This is a genomic window from Pseudomonas sp. JAI111, from assembly GCF_024809425.1.
GTDB lineage: Bacteria > Pseudomonadota > Gammaproteobacteria > Pseudomonadales > Pseudomonadaceae > Aquipseudomonas.
On sequence record NZ_JANUCB010000008.1, the window covers coordinates 12,863 to 35,311 of the forward strand.

The following is a 22,449-nucleotide window of genomic DNA, read 5'->3' on the forward strand; positions in this document are numbered from 1 at the left end:
CCACGCACCGTTCGGCCGTCGCAAGGAGGCTTGATGAATGATGAACTGCAACACCTGAAGAATCTTGGCAAGACGTCGGCGCAGTGGCTGCATGCCGTGGGCATCCACAGTGCATCGGACTTGCGTCGCCTGGGGGCGGTGGATGCTTATCGGGCCGTGCGCACGCGCGGGTTTCGAGCGTCCAAGGTGTTGTTGTATGCGATCGAAGGCGCATTGATGGACGTGCACTGGAACGACATTCCAGCCGAACGCAAAGACGCCTTGAACAAACAACTGGAAGCCATCTCGTCACGTCACAAGAATTGAACCGGTAAATTTCTGACGAGGGAAAACCCTCGTCATTACAGGCCTTTAGTAGTGAGAAAAACGACAGACTGATAGAAATCAAAAAACAGCGATTGACACGCAAATGAGAATCGCTATGATTATCACAACTGGTCGCGAGACTGGTCGATATTTGAAAAGCCCTTGGTTCGGACTCTCAGATATCTCCTCATCAGGCTAATCACGGTTATTTGACCCGGCGCTTGCCGGGTCTTTTTTTGCCTGCAGAAAAGTCGCCGGACTACTGGCTGAACTGCTTACGCATTTGTGCACAGTAATCCTGGGCCGGTGTGGCGGGTGTGTACCACACGTAATCGGCCATGGCCGATGTCACCTCGGCGCCCTGCTCTGCCAGCAACAAAACCGTCGGCATTTGCGCCTCTCCCAGATCCTGCACATGAATCGGCACGCCGACATCCTTGCGCGCGTGATAGGCGCCGGCCAACAGCATTGAAGGCGTCGCAGCCGCAAGCAAGCGCTCGGCCATTCGCCGGTCACGTTGTTGCTGGACCGCCAGCATCGCCGGCATTTGCGAGGCAGGCAGCAGTCCGCAATGGGAATCGCTGATCTGTGCCAGCAACTCGGTCTTGACCGACGCTGCATTGGAGCGCGCACCGTTAAGAATCGGCGGGTTGGCGTAGACGGCGCGGACGTCGAGATTGTCCAGATTTGCCGCCAACAATGGGTAGGGCTGAGTCAGCGCAAAACGCACAATGGGCCCATACAGATTCCAGTCCCATCCCGGCTGCCAGGCTAGCGCACCGGGCAGATCCGCCGGCAACGTCGAAGCGTGGTGCACATCATCGACACGCAACTGTTGATCCGGCGTGAGCATTTCCAGCAGCAGACTGCCTTGCGGACGCCGCTCGCCCAGGGCATGCAACAACCACAATTGCAGTTGATGATGATCACGATTGTCATGCTGCTCGCCAACGATCAGCCGCGAAGATCCGGCCAGCCGTGCAATCAGTTCAGGGGCCGTCAGGACCTGGCCACTGTTCAGGTCGCGAATCTCACCGGCGACCGGTGGTGGGTTCGTCAGATGCTGGCACCCACTCAAGGCCAGCAACGCCAGTAGCAAAATCACACGCATGTGCTCACCTTGATGAAATGTTCAGCGGGCGATGATCAGCGGATGCCCACGCTCCGGGTGTTGCTGCACCAAGACCTCCAGACCGAATACGGCTTTAAGCGGTTCGGGTCGCAACACCTGCTGCGGCGTATCGAGCGCCACCGGCCGCCCGCCTTCGAGCAGTAACAAGCGATCACAATAACGCGCCGCCAGGTTCAGATCATGCAGGATCACCAGCACCGCAGCGCCGTGATCGGCAAACTCACGTACCGCTTGCAACGTGGTGTGCTGATGCAGCGGGTCGAGCATCGAGGTCGGCTCATCGAGCAGCAGCGTCTGCCCGGCTTCACCTGGCCACAACTGCGCCAGCACCCGAGCCAGATGCACCCGCTGACGCTCGCCGCCGGACAAGGCCAGATAACTTCGACCCCTCAGGTGCGCCGCATCGGCAGCCTGCAGCGCGGCGGCGACGATTTCGTCATCCCGGACTTGCCCGCTTTGATGAGGCAAACGCCCCATGCCGACCACTTCTTCGACACGAAAGGCAAAGTCCAGGGTCGACACCTGCGGCAACACGGCCAATCGCCGGGCACGCTGCGCCCCGCCCCAGTGACTCAACTCCCGCTCATCGAGCCAGACGCTGCCGAGGTCGGCCTTCAACTCGCCACACAAGGCACCGAGCAAGGTGCTTTTGCCGGCGCCGTTTGGCCCGAGCACGCCAAGGACCTCGCCCGGCATGAGCTCAAGCGTAATGTCTGTCAGAACGATTTTGCCGCCCCGACGGATTTGCAGACTCTGCGTTCGCAACATCAGGCGCGTCCCCTCAGCAGTAAATACAGAAAGAACGGCGCACCGATAAAGGCCGTGACAATTCCGATCGGCAGTTCCGCCGGCGCCAGTGCAAGTCGTGCGACCAGATCGGCAAACAAGAGAAGACTGGCACCCGCCAGCACTGAGGCCGGCAACAACACGCGATGATCAGGACCGGCCAGCAGGCGCACCAGATGCGGAACCACCAGACCGACGAACCCGACCATGCCCGCAGCCGCCACCGCCGCGCCGACGCCCAGCGCGGTGCAGAACACCAACTCGCGCTTGAGCCCTTCGACGTCGATGCCCAGGTGACCAGCCTCCGACTCGCCCAACAGCAAAGCATTTAATGCGCTGGCCCGCCGCGGCAGCCAAAGTGCCACCCCGACAGTCACCAACAGCAATGGCCAAAGCCGCGAATAACTGGCGCCGTTGAGGCTGCCCAGATTCCAGAACGTCAACGTACGCAAGGTCGCGTCGTCGGCCAGATAGGTAAACAGTCCGACCGCCGAGCCGGCCAGGGCAGTCAACGCGATACCCGCCAACAGCATGGTGGCGACATTCGTCTGGCCATTGCGGCGACCCAGTCGATACACCAGCGCCGTCACACCCAACCCGCCGAGAAACGCAGACACCGACAGCACATAAGGACCGAAGGACTCCGGCAGGCCGCCGAACATCGAACCACCGACAATCGCGATGGCCGCGCCCAATGCTGCGCCACTGGACACACCGACCAGCCCCGGATCGGCCAGAGGATTTCGAAACAATCCCTGCATCGCTACGCCGGACAGCGCCAGCACGCCCCCCACCACCAGTCCCAGCAAGGTCCGCGGCAGGCGAATTTGCCCAAGAATCAATTCGGCCTGTTCCAGGCCGTCCGGCGCGATCGGCAGGCCGATTATGCGCAACGCCGCGCGCAAGGTGTCGAACAACGGCAGGCTCACCGGGCCCAGCGCCAGCGACAACCAGATCGCCAGCAAACACAGCAGGCTCAAACCAACGAACAAGGCACGGGGTTTAACCAGAAGGGTCATTGGGCCGCCACACACGTCGGGGCAAGTTCAAGAACGTTCCCCACGTTGGCCGTGCAGGTCGCAGACAGGACCGGGTTCAGGTGCATAGACAGCTTCCTTTAAAGTTTTCCCAGGCACCGGGATGACAGGCCAAGTATCCTCGACATCCGGCGCCTGCACCCGAGGGGCGAAGCGCAATTTTGATTACTGAATGCAATTGAACATCAAGCCCGGACATTCCTGCTCACGGGCCGGCGATTTGAGGATAGACATGAAGTTTCTTTGTACCGGCGCGCAATTGCCCGACAACAGCAGTCGCGGTTTCGACATCGATAGCCAGAAGCTGTTTGCCGTGCGCCGGGGCGGACAAGTGTATGTCTACATCAATCGCTGTCCACACCGGGGCGTCGGGCTGGAATGGAAAGCCGACCAGTTCCTGGACCCCAGCAACAGCCTGATCCAGTGCGCGACCCACGGCGCACTGTTTCTGATCGAAGACGGCGAATGCGTCGCCGGCCCGTGCGCCGGACAATCCCTGACCTCCGTTGCCTGCCGCGAAGACGCGCAAGGGATCTGGATCAGCCTTTAGTCGCCGAGCAATACGTCCAGCCGGCGATCGACCACCATCTCTTCGTGAGTCAAACGCACGCCGTAAGCGAGCACCTCGACACCGCAGGCCACCGCCTCGCGCAATGCCGCCGAGTAGGCAGAGTCGATCTCCTCTGCCGGACGCACGGCGTCGATTCCCGTCAGGTTCACACAATACAACTGCACCGCACGAATCCCGTCCCGAGCCAGATGCGCGAGTTCGCGCAAATGTTTCGCACCACGCTGTGTAACCGCATCGGGAAACGCCGCCACCAATGAACCGTCGAAGCCCAACGTGACACTTTTGACTTCCACGTACGCCGGGCCGCTCGGGTACTCGAGGCGGAAATCAATGCGGCTGCTTTCCTGTCCGTAGGCCACTTCGCGCTTGAGCCCGGTAAAACCGTTCAACTCGGTAATGACGCCCGCGCGCAACGCCTCTTCGATCAAACCGTTGGCGCGCCCGGTGTTCACACAAAACAGCCGGCCTTGCGGAGTTTCGCCAACTTCCCAGGTACCGGGCAGTTTGCGCTTCGGGTCATTGGAACGACTGAACCAGACCTGCCCGCCTTCGACCTGACAATTGAGCATCGAGCCGGTATTTGGGCAATGAATGGTCAACAACTCGCCTTCAATGGTTTCGATATCGGCGAGGAAGCGCTTGTAACGGCGGATCAGGCGACCTTCTTCAAGGGGAGGATGAAAACGCATCAGCCTTGCCAGCTCTTCAAGCCGCGCGCGATCCGTTCAACCGCTTCCTGCAGGCGTGGCAAGCTTTGGGTATAGGCAAATCGCACATGATGCCCTGCCTGGTAACGTCCGAAATCCAGACCCGGGGTAAATGCCACGTGCTCGGTTTCTAGGAAATGCCGGCAGAACGCGAAGGCATCGCCGCCGAACTTGCTGATATCAGCATACAAATAGAACGCACCTTCCGGTTCCACGGCGATCCCAAAACCCAGCTCTCGCAGGGCGGGCAGCAGGAAATCGCGACGACGACCGAATTCGGCGCGACGCTCTTCCAGAATACTTATGGTCGCCGGTTCAAAGCACGCCAGTGCCGCGTGCTGGGCCATGCTCGGGGCACTGATGTAGAGATTCTGCGCCAGTTTTTCCAGCTCGCCGACTGCTGCTTCCGGCGCAACCAGCCATCCCAGGCGCCATCCGGTCATGCCGAAGTATTTAGAAAAACTATTGAGAACGAAGGCGCTGTCATCGACTTCCAGCACGCTGGCGGCATCGGTGCCATAAGTCAGGCCGTGGTATATCTCGTCCACCACCAGATGGCCGTGACGCTCCTTGATCGCCGTCGACAATCGCGCCAACTCATCGCGGGTCAGGATCGTCCCCGTTGGGTTGGCCGGCGATGCCACCAGGGCGCCGACGCTGTCCTGGTCCCAGTGGCGGGCCACCAGGTCCGGCGTCAACTGATAGCGCACGTCCGGTCCTACCGGCACCAGTTGCGCAGCGCCTTCGACCAATCGCAGGAAATGCCGGTTGCAGGGATAACCCGGATCCGCCAGCAACCAGTGTTTGCCCGGATCCACCAACAAAGCGCTGGCCAGCAGCAAGGCGCCAGAACCGCCCGGAGTAATGAGGATTCGCTGCGGATCGATGTTCAGCCCGTAACGTTGCTGATAAAAGCCCGAAATGGCTTCACGCAACTCGGGGATGCCGCGCGCGGCGGTGTAACGGGTCTTGCCCGCCGTCAACGCGGCCTGGCCGGCCTGGATGATCGGCTCGGCGGTGGTGAAGTCCGGCTCGCCGATTTCCAGGTGGATAACATCGCGACCAGCAGCTTGCAGTTCATTGGCCCGCGCCAGCAGCGCCATGACATGGAAAGGTTCGATTGCGCGACTGCGGGCACTGTAGGACTGAGCCATTAGCCTTCCTCAACGGGGAAAAGAATCGATTCTACCCAAGCGCAGGAACGAGCGAGAACCTAAAGCGGTCTGAGCGCTTATACCCCTGGCCGTAAACGACTCAAGCGTGTACCCCAGGTTTGACTAAAATCAATAATTGATCAGGCCTCCAACGCCGCCAGACAAGGCTTTGCAATCATTTGCAAGCCCCTGGGGCCATTACCTCGACATCCGGGAGTAGCGCGCCCCGATTTGATCTGGTAAGTTCGCCCGCTTGCAGCCGCAGGGCCGGCAGGTGTCGGTGATGGAGCAATCCTGCGCAATGGATTACAAGAGTAGAGGCGGTCTATTTCATGTCCACCCAAGCAAAGCAACAAAATCAGTCGATCAGCGGCTTCGAACCCTACAAAGAAGTGAAGGGCGAGGAGTATATGGGCAAGCCCATGCGCGCTCACTTCACCAAGATCCTGAACAAGTGGAAACAGGACTTGATGCAGGAAGTCGACCGCACGGTTGATCACATGAAAGACGAAGCGGCCAACTTCCCGGACCCGGCAGACCGTGCCAGCCAGGAAGAAGAGTTCAGCCTTGAGCTGCGCGCCCGCGACCGTGAGCGCAAGCTGATCAAGAAGATCGACAAGACGCTTCAGTTGATCGAAGACGAAGAATATGGCTGGTGCGAGTCCTGTGGCGTCGAAATCGGCGTCAAGCGACTGGAAGCCCGCCCTACCGCCGACATGTGCGTTGACTGCAAGACCCTGGCGGAAATCAAGGAAAAGCAGGTCGGCAAGTAACATCGACTTGAACGAAAAACGGAGCGTGCGAACGCTCCGTTTTTGTTTCTGATATTTGCCCCGACAGCTCCCCCCTGTGGGAGCGGGCTTGCTCGCGAATGCGATCTGACATTCAACATGGTTGTTGACGGACCCCCCGCTTTCGCGAGCAAGCCCGCTCCCACAGGGGGTTCGTGCTAGCCCCAACAAGTAGCATCTCCCATGACTGCCACCGACTCTACTTACATCGGCCGCTTCGCCCCCACGCCCAGTGGACACCTGCATTTCGGTTCGCTGGTCGCAGCGCTGGCTTCGTACCTCGACGCTCGCTCGGTCGGAGGTCGCTGGCTGATGCGCATGGAAGACCTCGATCCACCACGGGAAGAACCCGGTGCTCAGGCCGCTATCCTCAAAGCCCTGGAAAGCTACGGGTTCGAGTGGGATGGCGAGATGGTCCGCCAGAGTGACCGGCACGAGGCCTATGCCGACGTCCTCAATCGCCTGTTCAATCAGGGCCTGGCGTACGCCTGCACGTGCTCGCGCAAACAATTGGAGCCGTATCACGGCATTTATCCGGGGTTTTGTCGCAATGCCGGGCATGGCACCGAAGACGCCGCGATTCGCTTGCGCGTACCTGAACTGGAATACCACTTCATCGATCGGGTGCAAGGCGAATTCCGCCAGCACCTGGGCCGGGACGTCGGCGATTTCGTGATCCGTCGCCGCGACGGCCTCTACGCCTATCAACTGGCGGTGGTGCTCGACGACGCCTGGCAAGGCATTACCGACATCGTGCGTGGTGCCGACTTGCTCGACTCGACCCCGCGCCAGCTTTACCTGCAAGAACTGCTCGGCCTGCCGCAACCGCGTTACCTGCATATCCCGTTGATCACTCAACCCGACGGCAACAAACTCGGCAAGTCCTACCGCTCGCCGCCATTGACCGAGGATCAGGCCACGCCGCTGCTCCTGCGGGCACTGCGGGCGCTGGGCCAGAAGCCGGGCACTGAACTGGAATATGCCACGCCACGGGAAGTGCTGAATTGGGGCATCGCCCACTGGGATGCGCGGTCAATCCCGCGCACACTGGCGCTGCCCGAGGCGCAATTGCAGTGATCGCGCTTGCAGTGGCGCACCCATCCGTTACCATCGCCGCACGTTTTCGGGCACGCGCCTAAAAAAGAGAGGCCGGGATGTACATCTATCGCTTGGTCCTGCTCCTGGTAGTGGGGATTTATCTGTTCTCCCCGGCCATCATGGATTGGTGGATCGACGCCACTGGCGCCTGGTATCGCCCCTATCTGCTCTGGCTGATTCTGATCGTCGTGACCTTCATCCTGCAGAGCCAAAAAGATGCCGATGAGCTTTAGCCTGACCCAGATGATCCTGATCAGCGCCGCGTACCTGGCGGTGCTGTTCGGCGTCGCCTGGATCAGCGAACGGGGCATGATCCCCCGGGCGATCATTCGCCACCCGCTGACGTACACCTTGTCGCTGGGCGTTTACGCAAGCGCCTGGGCATTTTATGGCACGGTGGGCCTGGCCTATCAGTACGGCTACGGCTTTCTGTCCAGCTACCTGGGTGTCTCCGGTGCATTTTTGCTCGCGCCAGTGTTGCTGTACCCGATTCTGAAAATCACCCGCACCTATCAACTGTCGTCGCTGGCCGACCTGTTCGCGTTCCGCTTCCGCAGCACGTGGGCCGGGGCGCTGACCACGATCTTCATGCTGATCGGGGTACTGCCGTTGCTGGCATTGCAGATTCAGGCAGTGGCCGACTCGATTGGCATCCTGACTCGGGAACCGGTGCAGCATCGCGTGGCTCTGAGCTTTTGCGCACTGATTACGCTGTTCACGATTTTCTTCGGCTCCCGCCACATTGCCACGCGCGAGAAGCATGAAGGCCTGGTGTTCGCGATCGCTTTCGAGTCGGTGATCAAGCTGATCGCCATTGGTGGTGTCGGTCTGTATGCCCTTTATGGGGTGTTCGATGGCCCGCAACAGCTTGAGTTGTGGCTGCTGCAAAACCAGACCGCCCTCGCTGCGTTGCACACACCCTTGCAAGAAGGTCCGTGGCGCACGCTGCTGCTGGTGTTCTTCGCTTCGGCGATCGTAATGCCGCACATGTACCACATGACGTTTACTGAAAACCTCAATCCGCGCTCGCTGGTCAGTGCGAGCTGGGGCTTGCCGCTGTTCCTGCTGCTGATGAGCCTGGCGGTGCCGCTGATCCTATGGGCCGGCCTGAAACTCGGCGCCACCACCAATCCCGAATACTTCACGCTGGGCATCGGCATCGCCGCCAACAGCAAAGCCCTGGCGCTATTGGCTTATGTCGGCGGGTTGTCGGCGGCCAGTGGTTTGATCATCGTCACTACACTGGCGCTGTCCGGGATGGCACTGAACCACCTGGTGCTGCCGCTCTATCAGCCGCCGGCGGAAGGCAACATCTATCGCTGGCTGAAGTGGACCCGCCGGGCGTTGATCGTCGCGATCATCATGGCCGGTTACGGGTTCTACCTGCTGCTGGGCGCCGAACAGGATCTGGCGAACCTGGGCATCGTCGCGTTTGTGGCGACGTTGCAGTTCTTGCCCGGCGTGCTGTCCGTCCTCTACTGGCCGACCGCCAATCGCCGCGGCTTCATTGCCGGTTTGCTGGCGGGGATTCTGGTGTGGGTGGTGACCATGCTGTTGCCGCTGGTCGGCAACCTGCAGGGCTTCTACATTCCGCTGCTGAACATGATCTACGTGCTGGACGATACCAGTTGGCACATGGCGGCGATCGCATCGCTGGCTGCCAACGTGCTGATGTTCACCCTGATCTCGCTGTTCACCAATGCCAGCCCCGAAGAGGCCAGTGCCGCCGAAGCCTGCGCCGTGGACAACGTACGTCGCCCGCAACGCCGCGAACTGCACGCCGCATCGCCTCAGGAATTCGCGACGCAACTGGCCAAACCACTGGGCGCTAAAGCCGCACAGAAAGAAGTCGAACAGGCGCTGCGCGACCTTTATCTACCGTTCGACGAGCGTCGGCCGTACGCCTTGCGCCGTTTGCGTGACCGTATCGAAGCCAACCTTTCCGGCCTGATGGGCCCAAGTGTCGCGCAAGACATGGTCGAAACCTTCCTGCCCTATAAGGCCGGCGGCGAAAACTACGTCACCGAAGACATTCACTTCATCGAAAGCCGCCTCGAGGATTACCACTCGCGCCTGACGGGACTTGCCGCCGAACTTGACGCCCTGCGCCGCTATCACCGCCAGACCTTGCAGGAATTGCCGATGGGCGTCTGCTCGCTGGCCAAGGATCAGGAAATCCTCATGTGGAACAAAGCCATGGAGGAGCTGACCGGGATTGCCGCGCAGCGTGTGGTCGGTTCGCGCTTGAGCACCATCGCCGATCCGTGGAAGGAGCTGTTGCAAGGCTTCATCAATCTGCCGGACGAGCACTTGCACAAACAGCACCTGGCTCTCGATGGCCAGACGCGCTGGCTGAACCTGCACAAAGCGGCGATCGATGAACCACTCGCTCCGGGCAACAGTGGCCTGGTGCTGCTGGTGGAAGACCTGACCGAAACCCAGATGCTCGAAGATAAACTGGTGCATTCCGAGCGTCTGGCCAGCATCGGTCGACTCGCCGCCGGCGTAGCCCATGAAATCGGTAACCCGATCACCGGCATTGCGTGCCTGGCGCAGAACCTGCGCGAAGAACGCGAAGACGATAGCGAGCTGAAGGAAATCAGCGGGCAGATTCTCGAGCAGACCAAACGTGTCTCGCGCATCGTCCAGTCATTGATGAGCTTCGCTCACGCAGGCAGTCATCAGCACAGCGACGAGCCCGTCTGTCTGGCCGAAGTGGCGCAGGATGCCATCGGTTTGCTGGCCCTGAACCGGCGCAATTTCGAAGTGCAGTTCTATAATCTCTGCGACCCGGATCACTGGGTCGAGGGTGATCCGCAGCGACTTGCCCAGGTCCTGATCAATCTGCTCTCAAACGCCCGTGACGCCTCGCCTCCCGGCAGTGCGGTGCGGGTCAAGAGTGAAGCCGGCGAACACACGGTCGACTTGATCGTGGAAGACGAAGGCAGCGGTATTCCGAAGAACATCATGGACCGATTGTTCGAACCTTTCTTCACCACCAAGGATCCTGGCGAAGGCACCGGTCTGGGCCTTGCACTGGTCTATTCCATCGTTGAAGAGCATTATGGACAAATCACCATCGACAGCCCGGCTGATGTTCAAAGCCAACGCGGCACCCGTATCCGGGTGACCTTGCCGCGTCATGTCGAAGCGACGTCCGCTGTGAACTGAGACCGTCGAGAGAATCGAATCAATGCCGCACATTTTGATCGTCGAAGACGAAACAATTATCCGCTCCGCCTTGCGCCGCCTGCTGGAACGTAACCAGTACCAGGTCAGCGAAGCCGGTTCAGTGCAGGAAGCACAAGAACGCTTCACCATTCCCACGTTCGACCTGATCGTCAGTGACCTGCGCCTGCCTGGCGCCCCGGGCACCGAGTTGATCAAACTTGGCCAGGGCACTCCGGTGCTGATCATGACCAGCTACGCCAGCCTGCGTTCGGCTGTTGACTCGATGAAGATGGGCGCGGTGGATTACATCGCCAAGCCTTTCGATCACGACGAAATGCTCCAGGCCGTCGCCCGGATCCTGCGCGACCGTCAATCGGTGCAAGCCAGCGTTGAACCTGCCACCGGCAAAGCCGGCAATGGCGCCGCGAAACCGGGTATCGATAACAGCAACGGCGAAATCGGCATCATCGGCTCCTGCCCGCCGATGCAAGACCTGTACAGCAAAATTCGCAAAGTCGCGCCGACCGATTCCAATGTCCTGATCCAGGGCGAATCCGGCACCGGTAAAGAACTGGTGGCGCGCGCGCTGCACAACCTGTCCAAGCGCGCCAAGGCACCGATGATTTCGGTGAACTGCGCAGCCATCCCGGAAAGCCTGATCGAGTCCGAACTGTTCGGCCACGAAAAAGGCGCGTTCACCGGTGCCAGCGCCGGGCGTGCCGGCTTGGTCGAAGCTGCGGATGGCGGCACCCTGTTCCTCGATGAAATCGGCGAACTGCCGCTGGAAGCCCAGGCCCGCCTGTTGCGCGTGTTGCAGGAAGGCGAGATTCGCCGGGTCGGCTCGGTCCAGTCGCAGAAGGTCGATGTGCGCCTGATCGCAGCAACTCACCGCGACCTCAAGAGCCTGGCGAAAATCGGCCAGTTCCGTGAGGACTTGTACTACCGCCTCCACGTGATCGCCCTGAAATTGCCGGCCCTGCGCGAGCGCGGTGCCGACGTCAACGAAATCGCCAACGCCTTCCTGGCCAGACAGAGCGCACGGGTCAACCGCACCGATCTGAAGTTTGCTCCGGATGCTGAACAAGCGATTCGTCATTACACTTGGCCGGGCAACGTTCGCGAGCTGGAAAATGCGGTCGAGCGTGCTGTCATCCTGTGTGAAAGCCCGGAAATTTCCGCCGAGCTGCTGGGCATCGATATCGAGCTGAGCGATCTGGAAGACGACGACTTCATGGGCCTGGCGCCGCAACAGGGCAACAATGCCAGCAACAACAGCCATGAGCCGACCGAAGACCTGTCACTGGAAGACTACTTCCAGCACTTCGTCCTCGAGCATCAGGATCACATGACCGAAACCGAGCTGGCCCGCAAACTCGGGGTCAGTCGCAAGTGTCTGTGGGAACGCCGTCAGCGCCTGGGTATCCCGCGGCGCAAGACAGGGGTCGCCAGCGAGAGCTGAACCACAGCTGTCTGATGTGCGGGTAACACGTGACTTTGCGAAGAAACTGTTACCCCACCAATTGCGCGTAACAGAAGCCGGGGCTTACGGTAACGAAGCCCCGGTTTTTTTGGGCCTTGAAAAAGCCCGCCAGCCGGCCTAACCCCTTGTTTTACTGGCCCTCGCAAAAGTTGGCACGCCCCCTGCTATATGTTTGGTACAAGAACAATAACAAGCAATGCACAAGACAATAAAAATAAGACGAATCGACTCACGCACAATAAAAACAAGACGGCGAGAGGCGCAGCTAACTGATTCTTTTGGAGAGGCGTTGTATTTGGGGCTTGCCCCACGACCAGGCCGAGAATAATAAAAAACTGTCCTAAGACAGTGCCTGAACTGGTTGGATCGCGAGATCACTGCAGCACAGCGACCAAAGCAATCCGTTTGCTCTTGGCTCCCGATTGGGAGGGTCATGAAGGAAAACTTCATGGCGAGGGCACTTAACAAAAACAAAAAGCCCGAAACCAATAATAAAAATAGAGCATGCAACTACTTCTTGGGGAGCTTCGGCTCCCCTTGTGGTTTCTGGCGTTTGGCCCCGTACGCGACATCCCCTGCACACGCTTGCGCAGCTTCCTACACCATCCCCCGACTAAATGCTAGAATCCCCGCCCATCATGCGGTCATTCCTCGTTATGGCCGAACATTCCTTCAAACAGTGCATCCCATGCTGAAGAAGTTGTTCCAGTCATTCCGTTCTCCCAAGCGTCATACGCAACACATTCGCACCACGCCTGAAGTCCTCAACAGCGGCCAACACTCGCTGCAAAAGGCCCAATTCAGCCGTTATGCGGTGAATATCGTCGAACGCCTGCAGAACGCCGGTTACCAAGCCTACCTGGTCGGCGGCTGTGTGCGTGACATGCTGCTCGGCATCACGCCTAAAGATTTTGACGTCGCCACCAGCGCCACGCCTGAACAGGTGCGTGCCGAATTCCGCAACGCGCGGATCATCGGTCGCCGTTTCAAACTCGTGCATATCCACTTTGGTCGCGAAATCATTGAAGTCGCGACCTTCCGCGCCAATCACCCGCAAAATGACGAGGAAGAAGACAGCAACCAGTCTTCCCGTAACGAAAGCGGGCGCATCTTGCGCGATAACGTCTACGGCACGCTGGAAGAAGACGCGCAACGCCGCGACTTCACCATCAACGCCCTGTATTACGATCCGGTCAGTGAGCGCATTCTCGACTACGCCAACGGCGTACACGACATCCGCAATCACCTGATCCGTTTGATCGGCGACCCCAAGCAGCGCTATCAGGAAGACCCGGTGCGGATGCTGCGGGCCGTACGGTTCGCCGCCAAGCTGAATTTCGGTATCGAAAAACACAGCGCCCTGCCGATTCGCGAGCTGGCGCCGATGCTGCGCGAGATTCCCTCCGCCCGCCTGTTCGAAGAAGTGCTCAAGCTGTTCCTCTCCGGCCATGCCGCAGACACCTTCGAGATGCTCGTCGACTTGCAGCTGTTCGATCCGCTGTTCCCGGCCAGTGCCGAAGCGCTCGAATACAACCCGACCTACACCCATACCCTGATCAGCGAAGCGTTGATCAACACGGACCTGCGGATCAAGCAGAACAAACCGGTCACCCCGGCGTTCCTGTTTGCGGCCCTGCTGTGGCCTGCCCTGCCGGCACGCGTATTGCGCCTGCAAGAACGCGGCATGCCGCCGATTCCGGCGATGCAGGAAGCGGCGCACGAGCTGATTGCCGAACAGTGTCAGCGAATCGCGATTCCAAAACGCTTCACCATGCCGATCCGCGAGATCTGGGACATGCAGGAGCGCCTGCCACGGCGCAGCGGCAAACGTGCCGACCTGCTGCTGGACAACCCGCGGTTCCGCGCCGGCTACGACTTCCTGCTGCTGCGCGAAAGCGCTGGCGAGCAAACCGATGGCCTGGGCGAATGGTGGACGGACTATCAGGACGCCAACGACAGCGAACGTCGCGAAATGATTCGCGACCTCAGCGGCAAGGATGAAGGCACCGGCGCTCCACGCAAACGTCGTCGCAGCGGTGGCGCCAAGCGCAAACGCACAGCCGGCGCACCGAGTGCCACGGGCGAGTAATCCATGGAACGCATCTACATCGGCATGGGCAGCAATCTGGCTGACCCCGCTGAACAGTTGCGCAGCGCCGTCAACGCGCTCGCGCATTTGCCCCAGACCGAACTGGTCGGGGTATCCGCGTTTTATCAAAGCGACTCGCTGCTGCCCGGCCAACCGCGTTACACCAACGCGGTGGCGGCGCTGCATAGCACTCTCGCGCCGCTGGACCTGCTCGATGCACTGCAAGCCATCGAGAACGAACAGGGCCGCGAGCGCCTTGAACGCTGGGGGCCGCGCACGCTGGATCTCGACATCGTGCTGTTTGGCGATCGGCTGATCGATGAACCGCGCCTCAAGGTGCCGCACTACCATTTGCAGGAGCGAGCGTTCGTGCTGTATCCGCTGGCTGAGCTTGCGCCCGCAGATTTGCGCCTCGCCGATGGCCGCACGCTGAGCGACTTGCTCACTGCCTGCCCGTTCGTCGGTCTGGAACGCCTCCCTCAAAATTGACAAAAATCCCTGTGGGAGCGGGCTCGCTCGCTAATGCGGTGTGACAGTAAACATTGATGCTGAATGACACACCGCATTCGCGAGCAAGCCCGCTCCCACACTGGTTTTTGTGTCGAACGCGAGATTGCAGTTGCTGAAACGCATCAGTTACAGCGGTAACACCCGCCTCGTAACAACGCGGTAACACATCCAATTGACTTCCCGAGTTCTCCTCACGACTATAGGCGTCCCGCTGCCGCCAACACGGCGTTAAAGGGCGCAATCCAGGCCTTAAAAGCACGACAACAGACCGTGCGCCTGTATTTAACGAAGAATCACGCGCGTTACTCGCAGTAGTTTCCACAGCGCCTGAATGAGGAACTTTTCATGCCAGCCATCACCCTGACCACGCTGCAAGGTCTCAAGCAAAAAGGTGAGAAAATCACCATGCTGACCTGCTATGACGCAACCTTCGCCCACGCCTGTAATGAGGCTGGCGTCGAAGTGCTGCTGGTGGGCGACTCCCTCGGCATGGTTTTGCAAGGTCATGACAGCACCCTGCCCGTGACCACCGCTGAAATGGCTTACCACGTGGCGGCCGTCAAACGCGGCAACACTGATGCGCTGATTCTCGCCGACCTGCCCTTCATGGCTTACGCCACCACCGAACAAGCCATGACCAACAGCGCGCTGTTGATGCAGGCCGGTGCGCACATGGTCAAGGTTGAAGGGGCCTTGTGGCTCGCCGATTCGATCCGCCTGCTCGCCGAACGCGGCATCCCGGTTTGCGCACACATGGGCCTGACACCGCAATCGGTGAACATTCTGGGCGGCTACAAAGTCCAGGGCCGCAACGAGAACCAGGCGCGGCAGATGCGCGCCGATGCGATTTCCCTTGAGCAGGCTGGCGCGGCGATGTTGCTGCTCGAATGCGTGCCGAGCGAATTGGCCGAAGAAATCACCCAGGCTGTGAAGATCCCGGTGATCGGCATCGGCGCTGGCAGTGGCACCGACGGCCAGGTATTGGTGCTGCACGACATGCTGGGTCTGTCCATCACCGGTCGTGTGCCAAAATTCGTCAAGAACTTCATGAATGGCCAAGCCAGTATCCACGCGGCACTGAGCGCCTACGTCACTGAAGTCAAAGAAGCGACTTTCCCTGGGATCGAACACGGATTCTCTGCATGAACACCGTCAAAACCGTACGCGAACTGCGGGCCGCCGTGGCCCGCGCCCGCAATGAAGGCAAGCGCATCGGCTTCGTGCCAACCATGGGCAACCTGCACAGCGGCCATGTGGCGCTCATCACCAAAGCCTCCCAACGGGCGGATTTCGTAGTCGCGAGCATTTTCGTCAACCCGCTGCAATTCGGCGCTGGCGAAGACCTCGACAAGTACCCGCGCACCCTTGCCGCCGACCAGGAAAAACTGCTCCAGGCCGGTTGCCATTTGCTGTTCGCGCCATCCGTTGAAGAAATGTACCCGGATGGCATGACCGGCCAGACCCGCGTCAGCGTGCCGCAACTCTCCGAAGGCCTGTGTGGCGCCAGCCGTCCCGGGCATTTCGAAGGTGTGGCGACGGTGGTCAGCAAGCTGTTCAACATGGTCCAGCCGGATCTGGCGATTTTCGGCCAGAAAGACTTCCAGCAACTGGCGGTCATTCGCGCGCTGGTGCACGACTTGAACATGCCGATCCAGATCATTGGCGAACCGACCGTTCGGGCGGCCGATGGCCTGGCGCTGTCGTCGCGCAATGGTTTCCTCAGCGAAGAACAGCGCGCTGTGGCACCGGTGGTATATCGCGGTTTGTGTCAGATCGCAGAGTCGATCAAACAGGGTGAGCGCGATTTCCCGGCATTGATCGACGCGCAGATCAAGCAGCTTGAAGCGGCAGGATTGCGTCCTGATTACCTGGAAATTCGCCATGCCCTGACCCTGCGTCCGGCCACCGCTCAGGATCGCGACCTGGTGATTCTGGTCGCAGCGTTCCTGGGGACCACGCGGTTGATCGACAACCTGCACCTGAACCTCGACGCGCTCGCATAAACACCACCAAACCCTGTGGGAGCGAGCTTGCTCGCGATAGCGGATCGTCATTCAACATCGATGTTGGCTGATCCACCGCAATCGCGAGCAAGCTCGCTCCCACAAGGGTTAAGCAGTGGCCACACATCGTATTGCCGCCCCTCAAGCCTTCGGGCAAACTGCCCGCCGTTCGATTCCGACCTGGGGAAACACTCATGCACGCCATCATGCTCAAAGCCAAGCTGCATCGCGCCGAAGTCACCCACGCTGTCCTCGATTACGAAGGCTCCTGCGCCATCGACGGTGAGTGGTTGGACTTGTCAGGTATCCGTGAATACGAACAGATCCAGATTTATAACGTCGACAATGGCGAACGCTTCACCACTTACGCGATTCGTGGCGAAGCAGGCTCGCGCATGATTTCCGTCAACGGTGCTGCCGCGCACAAGGCCAAGGTCGGTGATCGTGTGATCATCTGCGCCTACGCTTATTACAGCGACGCCGAACTGCTCAACTTCAAGCCGCGGATGCTCTACATGGCGCCGGGCAACGAACTGAGCCACACCAGCAACGCTATCCCGGTTCAGGTCGCCTGATCGAACCGACGCCCTCTCTCTTGCCCGTTTGTCGGCTGGTGCATGACCTCGGTGTTAAAAAAGTACCGAAAACGGGTCAGACAAAGGCAAGACAGATCACTGCGCGGGGTTTACTGTATTCGCCCTGCGCCATGAAATCGTCTCGACGCAGTTGACTGGAGCGCCCGCCCGCAGCGTTCCGGGATTTTTCGTGTTCAAAAAGCCGTTCAAGTAAAAAGGAAACCCGCAGCGATGGCGTACTACCGCACTCCTCATGACGTGACCGCTCTGCCCGCCTGGCAAGCGTTGAAAGACCACCGCCAAGCCATGCAGGATTTCAGCATGCGCGAAGCCTTTAATGCCGACCCGCAGCGCTTTACTCAATTCACCCTCAGCAGCTGCGGCCTGTTTCTCGATTACTCCAAGAACCTGATCAACGCCGAGACCCGCAATCTGCTGGTGGGCCTGGCCAACGAAGTCGACCTCAAGGGCGCGATCAAGTCGCTGTTCGACGGCGAAATCGTCAACTCATCCGAAGGCCGCCCGGCCCTGCACACCGCTCTGCGCCGCCCGGTTGGCGACAAGTTGTCGGTGAACGGCGTCAACGTGATGCCTGAAGTGCACAAAGTACTCAACCAGATCACTGATCTTGTGGGCCGTATCCATGATGGTCTGTGGCGCGGTTACACCGAGAAGCCGATCACCGACGTGGTGAACATCGGTATCGGTGGCTCGTTCCTCGGTCCAGAGCTGGTGTCCGAAGCGCTGTTGTCCTACGCCCAGAAAGGCGTGCGTTGCCATTACCTGGCGAACATCGACGGCAGTGAATTCCACGAACTGACCATGAAGCTGCGCGCCGAGACCACGCTGTTCATCGTCTCGTCGAAATCCTTCAACACCCTCGAAACCCTGAAGAATGCCCAGGCTGCACGCGCCTGGTACCTGGCCCAGGGCGGTTCGGAAGCCGAGCTGTATCGCCACTTCATCGCCGTGTCGAGCAACAACGCAGCAGCCGTGGCCTTCGGCATCCGCGAAGAAAACATCTTCCCGATGTGGGACTGGGTCGGCGGTCGTTATTCGCTGTGGTCGGCCATCGGTTTGCCGATCGCCCTGGCCATCGGCATGTCGAACTTCAAGGAGCTGCTGTCCGGTGCCTACACCATGGACCAGCATTTCCAGAGCGCGCCATTCGAACAGAACATGCCGGTGCTGCTGGCGTTGCTCGGCGTCTGGTACGGCAATTTCTGGGGCGCGCAAAGCCACGCGATCCTGCCGTACGACCACTACCTGCGTAACATCACCAAGCACTTGCAACAGCTGGACATGGAATCCAACGGCAAGAGCGTCCGTCAGGATGGCACACCAGTGTCCACCGACACCGGCCCGGTCATCTGGGGCGGCGTGGGTTGCAACGGTCAACACGCTTACCACCAGTTGCTGCACCAGGGCACCCAACTGATCCCGGCTGACTTCATTGTGCCGATCGTCAGCTTCAACCCGGTGTCCGACCACCACCAGTGGCTGTACGCCAACTGCCTGTCGCAAAGCCAGGCATTGATGCTCGGCAAGACCCTTGCCGAAGCTGAAAACGAGCTGCGCGACAAAGGCATGAGTGAAGAAGACGTGCATAAACTTGCACCACACAAGGTGATTCCGGGCAACCGTCCGAGCAATACCCTGGTGGTCGAGCGCATCAGCCCGCGTCGTCTCGGCGCACTGGTGGCGATGTACGAACACAAAGTCTTCGTGCAAAGCGTGGTGTGGGGCATCAACGCCTTCGACCAGTGGGGCGTGGAGCTGGGCAAGGAGCTGGGCAAAGGCGTCTACAACCGCCTGGTCGGCAGCGAAGAAACCCCGGCTGACGATGCATCCACTCAAGGCCTGATCAACTACTTCCGCGGCCGTCACCGCGGTTGATCTGACGCCCCGCCCACAGGGTTTGTGCCAGGCATACATTCTGTGGGCAACACCAATACTGTGGGAGTGAGCCTGCTCGCGATAACGGTTTGTCATTCAACATCGATGTTGACTGATCCACCGCTATCGCGAGCAGGCTCACTCCCACAGTTGTTTTGGTTTACCCATTCCCAAGGCGTTCGGCTTGAACCCTTTCATTACTCGGCGCATCTTTATTACTTGTCGCAACAAGAATAAGGAACCGTCATGTTCGATATCAGCACGTTCCCCAAAGCCGATGCCGTGCGCAGGGCTGCGCACTTGAGTCAAGACGACTATAAGCGCCTCTACCGCCAATCCATCGAACACCCCACCGAGTTCTGGGCTGAACAGGCCACAAGGTTTCTCGACTGGAGTAAACCCTGGGACACCGTCCAGCGTTACAACCTGAAAACCGGCGAGGCCAGCTGGTTTGCCGGGGGCAAGTTGAATGTCAGTTACAACTGCATCGACCGCCATCTGGAAAAACGCGGCGACCAGACCGCCATTCTCTGGGAAGGCGACGACCCCGCTGAATCGGCGCAGATCACCTACAAAAAACTCCATCACAACGTCTGCCGCCTGGCCAACGTGCTCAAAAGCCGTGGCGTGAAAAAAGGCGACCGCGTGTGCATCTACATGCCGATGATTCCCGAAGCCGCCTACGCCATGCTCGCCTGCACGCGGATTGGCGCGGTGCATTCGGTCATATTCGGTGGCTTCTCTTCTGACTCTGTACGCGACCGCATTCTCGATGCCGATTGCTGCACAGTGATCACCGCCGATGAAGGCGTGCGTGGCGGTAAATTCGTGCCGCTCAAGCAAAAGGTCGACGAGGCGCTGAAAAGCTGCCCGAACGTCAGCACGGTCATTGTCGTTGAGCGCACCCAAGGCGAGGTGGACTGGGTCGAGGGCCGTGACCTCTGGTATCACCAGGCGCTGCGCGACGTCAGCGACGATTGCCCGCCGGAACCGATGGACGCCGAAGACCCGCTGTTCATCCTCTACACCTCCGGCAGCACCGGCAAACCCAAAGGCGTGCTGCACACCACCGGCGGCTATCTGCTGCAAGCGGCGATGACCTTCAAATACGTGCTCGACTACCGCGACGACGAAGTCTTCTGGTGCACCGCCGACGTCGGCTGGGTCACCGGCCACAGCTATATCGTCTACGGCCCGCTGGCCAACGGCGCGACCACGCTGATCTTCGAAGGGGTGCCAAGCTACCCGAGCAGTTCGCGCTTCTGGCAGGTCATCGATAAACATCACGTCAACATCTTCTACACCGCTCCGACTGCGTTGCGCTCTCTGATGCGTGAAGGCCCGGAACCGTTGAAGGAAACTTCGCGCGCGAGCCTGAGATTACTCGGCAGCGTCGGTGAGCCAATCAACCCGGAAGCGTGGGATTGGTACTTCAATGCCGTCGGCGAACAACGTTGCCCGATTGTCGACACCTGGTGGCAGACCGAAACCGGCGGCATCATGCTCAGCCCGCTGGTCAGCGCACAAAGGATCAAACCCGGCTGCGCCACACAACCGATGTTCGGCGTGCAACCGGTGTTGCTGGATGAGACGGGCAAGGAAATCAAAGGCGCCGGCAGTGGCGTGTTGGCGATCAAGTCCAGTTGGCCGGCACAGATTCGCAGTGTCTACGGCGATCCACAACGGATGGTCGATACCTACTTCAAGCCCTACCCCGGCTATTACTTCACCGGTGACGGCGCGCGGCGCGACGAGGATGGCGATTACTGGATCACCGGGCGCATCGATGACGTGATCAACGTGTCCGGGCACCGTATCGGCACCGCGGAAGTGGAAAGCGCGCTGGTGCTGCACGACAGCATCGCCGAGGCCGCCGTGGTCGGTTACCCCCATGACATCAAGGGCCAGGGCATCTACGCCTTCGTCACCCCCATGAACGGCACCGAACCTACTGACGAACTGAAGAAAGAACTGCTGGCTCACGTCAGCAAGGAAATCGGCAGCTTCGCCAAGCCGGACTTGATCCAGTGGGCGCCGGCCTTGCCGAAAACCCGCTCAGGCAAGATCATGCGGCGCATTCTGCGCAAGATCGCCTGCAACGAACTGGACAGCCTCGGTGATACCTCGACGCTGGCTGACCCAAGCGTGGTGCAAGGCCTGATCGACAAGCGTCTGAACCAGTAAGCCTCGCGCGGCCAGCAATGGCCGCGTTTTCTTTCTACAACTGAGTCGCCATGGAATTTATCCGCAGCCGCATCGAAACCCAGCTCATGAGCCTGACCGGTCTGTCCCTGGGCAAGCTCGACCTGGAAAATCCCAAGGGTGATCCCGGGCTGTTCGGTCCCGATTCGGTGAGCTGGCAAGTGCATGGCGACTTCAGCAGCATGCTGATCGGTGGCATCAGTGCATTGATGCTCCAGGCCTTGCATCCCTTGGCATTGGCTGGGGTCTGGGATCATTCGAATTTTCGCGAAGACATGATCGGTCGCCTGCGCCGCACCAGTCAGTTCATCTCCGGAACGACGTTCGGTTCGCGCAAGGACGCCGACTGGCTGATCGAGAAGGTCCGCACCATTCACTTGCAGGTGGTCGGCACCGCGCCGGATGGCCGGCCCTACGCTGCCAGCGATCCCGACCTGCTGACGTGGGTGCACGTGGCGGAGGTCAGCAACTTCCTGGCCGCGCATCTGCGGTATCGCAATCCGCACCTGTCCCCGCTTGATCAGGATCGTTACTACGGCGAAATCGCGATGATTGCCGAACGCCTGGGCGCCCGCGATGTGCCGCGCAACCGCAAGGAAATCGCGGATTACCTTGAACGGATCCGCCCGCAACTGCTGTGCGACGAACGCAGTCGCGAAGTGTTGCGACTGCTGCTGAACGCACCCGCCCCCAGTCGCCTGGCCAAACCGTTCGGCGGCTTGATGATGCAGGCCGGGATCGACCTGTTGCCAGACTGGGCCAGTGACATGCTCGACGTGCGCCAGAACCCGCTGCAACGCCAACTGATCCGTGCCAGCGTCAAGCGCAGCGCACCGATGCTGCGTTGGGCGATGCGAAATGGTTCGGTGCAGCGGGCCAAGCGGCGCATGGGGCTACTCAGCTAAAGCTTCAAGCTTGCGGCTTGCAGTTCAGTAACTGTT

General features: G+C 59.9%; 20 protein-coding genes. 15 read left to right on the plus strand and 5 right to left on the minus strand.

Annotated elements, in window-relative coordinates; translation table 11 throughout:
* Positions 1 to 33 precede the first annotated feature (33 nt).
* Entirely contained in the window at positions 34 to 306 is a 273-nt protein-coding gene (locus HNR03_RS22345; RefSeq protein ID WP_003228231.1) for a TfoX/Sxy family protein, read from the plus strand.
* Between the two features lie 259 nt (positions 307 to 565).
* Here the strand turns inward: HNR03_RS22345 and HNR03_RS22350 are convergent, their stop codons facing one another.
* Genes HNR03_RS22350 through HNR03_RS22360 form a run of 3 tightly spaced genes read right to left on the minus strand, consistent with a single transcriptional unit; the run spans position 566 to position 3,189 of the window.
* Complete coding sequence (locus tag HNR03_RS22350; RefSeq protein ID WP_259155792.1) at positions 566 to 1,417, minus strand: ChaN family lipoprotein; 852 nt, start codon at positions 1,415 to 1,417, stop codon at positions 566 to 568.
* Positions 1,418 to 1,438: 21 nt separating this feature from the next.
* Complete coding sequence (locus HNR03_RS22355) at positions 1,439 to 2,206, minus strand: heme ABC transporter ATP-binding protein (protein ID WP_259155793.1); 768 nt, start codon at positions 2,204 to 2,206, stop codon at positions 1,439 to 1,441.
* The gene (locus HNR03_RS22360; RefSeq protein WP_259156204.1) at positions 2,206 to 3,189 is read right to left on the minus strand and encodes an iron ABC transporter permease; all 984 of its coding nucleotides are present in this window, start codon (positions 3,187 to 3,189) and stop codon (positions 2,206 to 2,208) included. The genes HNR03_RS22355 and HNR03_RS22360 overlap by 1 nt, the downstream gene beginning before the upstream one ends.
* 304 nt (positions 3,190 to 3,493) lie before the next feature.
* Here HNR03_RS22360 and HNR03_RS22365 point away from each other — a divergent pair, with 304 nt between their 5' ends.
* Complete coding sequence (locus HNR03_RS22365) at positions 3,494 to 3,811, plus strand: Rieske (2Fe-2S) protein (RefSeq protein ID WP_259155794.1); 318 nt, start codon at positions 3,494 to 3,496, stop codon at positions 3,809 to 3,811.
* Here HNR03_RS22365 and sfsA read toward each other — a convergent pair.
* Both sfsA and HNR03_RS22375 read right to left on the minus strand, forming a co-directional pair.
* Positions 3,808 to 4,521 carry a DNA/RNA nuclease SfsA gene (gene sfsA / locus HNR03_RS22370; protein ID WP_259155795.1) on the minus strand — a complete coding sequence of 238 codons (714 nt, stop codon included), beginning with the start codon at positions 4,519 to 4,521 and terminating at the stop codon, positions 3,808 to 3,810. The genes HNR03_RS22365 and sfsA overlap by 4 nt on opposite strands.
* Complete coding sequence (locus HNR03_RS22375; protein ID WP_208671421.1) at positions 4,521 to 5,693, minus strand: pyridoxal phosphate-dependent aminotransferase; 1,173 nt, start codon at positions 5,691 to 5,693, stop codon at positions 4,521 to 4,523. Before HNR03_RS22375 ends, sfsA begins: the two co-directional genes overlap by 1 nt.
* A gap of 332 nt (positions 5,694 to 6,025) precedes the next feature.
* Here HNR03_RS22375 and dksA point away from each other — a divergent pair, with 332 nt between their 5' ends.
* The 13 genes from dksA (at position 6,026) to HNR03_RS22440 (ending at position 22,413) form a co-directional block, all read left to right on the plus strand.
* Positions 6,026 to 6,466, plus strand: a complete 441-nt coding sequence (dksA, locus tag HNR03_RS22380) for an RNA polymerase-binding protein DksA (RefSeq protein WP_090179905.1) — start codon at positions 6,026 to 6,028, stop codon at positions 6,464 to 6,466.
* A 201-nt stretch (positions 6,467 to 6,667) separates the two neighbouring features.
* Positions 6,668 to 7,561 (plus strand): tRNA glutamyl-Q(34) synthetase GluQRS, encoded by an 894-nt coding sequence (gene gluQRS / locus HNR03_RS22385; RefSeq protein ID WP_259155796.1) that lies wholly within the window; start codon positions 6,668 to 6,670, stop codon positions 7,559 to 7,561.
* 77 nt (positions 7,562 to 7,638) lie between these two features.
* Positions 7,639 to 7,815, plus strand: a complete 177-nt coding sequence (locus HNR03_RS22390; protein WP_003176118.1) for a hypothetical protein — start codon at positions 7,639 to 7,641, stop codon at positions 7,813 to 7,815.
* Positions 7,799 to 10,753: a sensor histidine kinase gene (locus HNR03_RS22395; RefSeq protein ID WP_167360475.1), complete on the plus strand. Its 2,955-nt coding sequence runs from the start codon at positions 7,799 to 7,801 to the stop codon at positions 10,751 to 10,753. The genes HNR03_RS22390 and HNR03_RS22395 overlap by 17 nt, the downstream gene beginning before the upstream one ends.
* Positions 10,754 to 10,775: 22 nt before the next feature.
* The gene (locus HNR03_RS22400) at positions 10,776 to 12,212 is read left to right on the plus strand and encodes a sigma-54 dependent transcriptional regulator (protein WP_259155821.1); all 1,437 of its coding nucleotides are present in this window, start codon (positions 10,776 to 10,778) and stop codon (positions 12,210 to 12,212) included.
* A 709-nt stretch (positions 12,213 to 12,921) separates the two neighbouring features.
* On the plus strand, positions 12,922 to 14,322 hold the full coding sequence (locus HNR03_RS22405; RefSeq protein WP_222588474.1) for a polynucleotide adenylyltransferase PcnB: 1,401 nt from the start codon (positions 12,922 to 12,924) through the stop codon (positions 14,320 to 14,322).
* Positions 14,323 to 14,325: 3 nt separating this feature from the next.
* Entirely contained in the window at positions 14,326 to 14,811 is a 486-nt protein-coding gene (folK, locus tag HNR03_RS22410; RefSeq protein ID WP_259155825.1) for a 2-amino-4-hydroxy-6-hydroxymethyldihydropteridine diphosphokinase, read from the plus strand.
* Positions 14,812 to 15,177: 366 nt separating this feature from the next.
* Positions 15,178 to 15,978 carry a 3-methyl-2-oxobutanoate hydroxymethyltransferase gene (gene panB, locus HNR03_RS22415; protein ID WP_208671416.1) on the plus strand — a complete coding sequence of 267 codons (801 nt, stop codon included), beginning with the start codon at positions 15,178 to 15,180 and terminating at the stop codon, positions 15,976 to 15,978.
* The gene (panC, locus tag HNR03_RS22420; RefSeq protein WP_222588476.1) at positions 15,975 to 16,835 is read left to right on the plus strand and encodes a pantoate--beta-alanine ligase; all 861 of its coding nucleotides are present in this window, start codon (positions 15,975 to 15,977) and stop codon (positions 16,833 to 16,835) included. The genes panB and panC overlap by 4 nt, the downstream gene beginning before the upstream one ends.
* A gap of 194 nt (positions 16,836 to 17,029) precedes the next feature.
* A complete protein-coding gene (panD, locus tag HNR03_RS22425; RefSeq protein WP_259155827.1) occupies positions 17,030 to 17,410 on the plus strand; it encodes an aspartate 1-decarboxylase in 381 nt (126 codons plus the stop codon).
* 231 nt (positions 17,411 to 17,641) lie between these two features.
* Positions 17,642 to 19,306 (plus strand): glucose-6-phosphate isomerase, encoded by a 1,665-nt coding sequence (gene pgi, locus HNR03_RS22430; protein ID WP_222588478.1) that lies wholly within the window; start codon positions 17,642 to 17,644, stop codon positions 19,304 to 19,306.
* A gap of 246 nt (positions 19,307 to 19,552) precedes the next feature.
* Entirely contained in the window at positions 19,553 to 21,490 is a 1,938-nt protein-coding gene (acs, locus tag HNR03_RS22435; RefSeq protein WP_259155830.1) for an acetate--CoA ligase, read from the plus strand.
* 50 nt (positions 21,491 to 21,540) lie between these two features.
* A complete protein-coding gene (locus tag HNR03_RS22440; protein WP_222588480.1) occupies positions 21,541 to 22,413 on the plus strand; it encodes an oxygenase MpaB family protein in 873 nt (290 codons plus the stop codon).
* The last annotated feature ends 36 nt before the right edge of the window (positions 22,414 to 22,449 follow it).